At 64.6% G+C, this 1,713-nt stretch carries 1 protein-coding gene; it reads left to right on the top strand.

The features are described 5' to 3' along the window. Window positions 1–98: 98 nt before the first annotated feature. Window positions 99–1,601 (top strand): GMC family oxidoreductase, encoded by a 1,503-nt coding sequence (locus E5W70_RS28995; RefSeq protein ID WP_292664724.1) that lies wholly within the window; start codon window positions 99–101, stop codon window positions 1,599–1,601. Window positions 1,602–1,713: the final 112 nt, after the last annotated feature.

The raw sequence follows: 1,713 nt of genomic DNA, 5'->3' as shown, positions 1-1,713 counted from the left end.
GCCAACATCCAGCCCGGCACGGTCACCCCGCTCGCCTTCAATCTGACCAAGGCGGTGTTCTTCGATCCGGCGACCGAGAAACGCATCGTCTGACCGCCATGACAAATCCCGACATCGTCATCATCGGCTCCGGCATAGGCGGCGCCACGATCGCCTCCGGCCTTGCCGGCAGTGGCGCCTCGATCCTGATGCTGGAGCGCGGCGAACCACTGCCGGCAACGCCGCACACGCGCGACACGCGAGCTATCTTCGTCGATGGTCACTATCGGCCGAAGGAGATGTGGCTCGAGGCCGGCGGAGCGCCTTTCAACCCGGGCAATTACTACTATGTCGGCGGCAATTCGAAATTCTACGGCGCCGTGCTGATCCGCTACCGCAGGCAAGACTTTTCGGAGATGGAGCACTATGGCGGCATCTCGCCGGCCTGGCCGTTTTCCTATGAGGAATTCGAACCCTGGTATTCCAGGGCCGAGCAGCTTTTCCGCGTGCGCGGTGCGCTGGGTGAAGACCCGACCGAGCCGTTCCACTCGATGCCCTACCCTTTCGGGCCGGTACCCGACGAGCCGCCGATCGCGCGTGCGCGCGCCGAACTCAGGAGCCTGGGTCTGCACCCGGCATCGCTGCCGCTGGGCGTCGACATCGAAGCCTGGCTGAAAGACGGCAGCACGCCGTGGGACGCTTTTCCCAACACCGGCGCCGGCAAGGTCGACGCCCAAACGGGGCCGCTGGCGGCGGCCCTTGCCGACCAGAACATCAAGCTCGAGACCGGCGCCCTTGTCGAACATCTCGAGGCATCGCCGGATGCCAGGACAATCGCCGCCGTCCACTATCGACAGGACGGTACGCTGAAGAAAGTCGCGCCGAAACTGGTCATCCTGTCGGCCGGCGCGGTCAATTCCGCCGCCATCCTGCTGCGCTCGCCTTCCGCCAACGGGAAAGGCCTGGCCAACCGCTCCGACCAGGTCGGCCGCAACTTCATGAACCACAATTCGAGCGCCATGCTGGCGATCGACCCGCGCCGCCGGAACAAATCCGTCTACCAGAAGACGCTGATGCTGAACGATTATTATCTGTCCGACGGCAAGGGCGGCAAGCCGCTCGGCAACGTCCAGCTCCTCGGCAAGATCGACGGCAACATCCTCAAGGCCAATGTCAGGCGCGCGCCCAAATTCGCGCTCGATTTCATGGCCGGCCACGCCGTCGACTGGTATCTGATGTGCGAAGACCTGCCCGATCCCGAGAGCCGCATCATGGTCGACGGCAAGGACATCGTCATGCAGTGGCGGCGCTCCAACATGCAGTCGCTCGACGGACTGACCAAGGTGATGCGCGAGAATTTCCGCGCCTGCGGCTATCCGATCGTGCTGTCGCGGCCGTTTGACAAGCGCACGCCCTCGCATCAGTGCGGCACGGTGAAGATGGGCAACGATCCGGCGACCTCGCCGCTGGATCCGTTCTGCCGCTCCTTCGACCACAGCAATTTGTTCGTCGTCGACGCCGGCTTCCTGCCGAATTCGGCCGCCGTCAATCCGGCGCTGTCGATCGCCGCACAGGCGCTGCGCGTCGCCGATCATATCCGCAAAACGGAGCTTGCAACATGAGCCGCCCGGCAGCGATCGTCACCGGCGGCGCGCGCGGCATCGGCCTTGCTTGCGCCGAGGCGCTGGCCGATGCACTTGCTGGTGGTTTTGCCGGGCAGACGATCGTCTATCT

Origin of the sequence: Mesorhizobium sp., from assembly GCF_005063415.1 — a bacterium.
Classification (GTDB): domain Bacteria; phylum Pseudomonadota; class Alphaproteobacteria; order Rhizobiales; family Rhizobiaceae; genus Mesorhizobium.
This window is presented reverse-complemented; position numbering and strand designations above follow the sequence as displayed.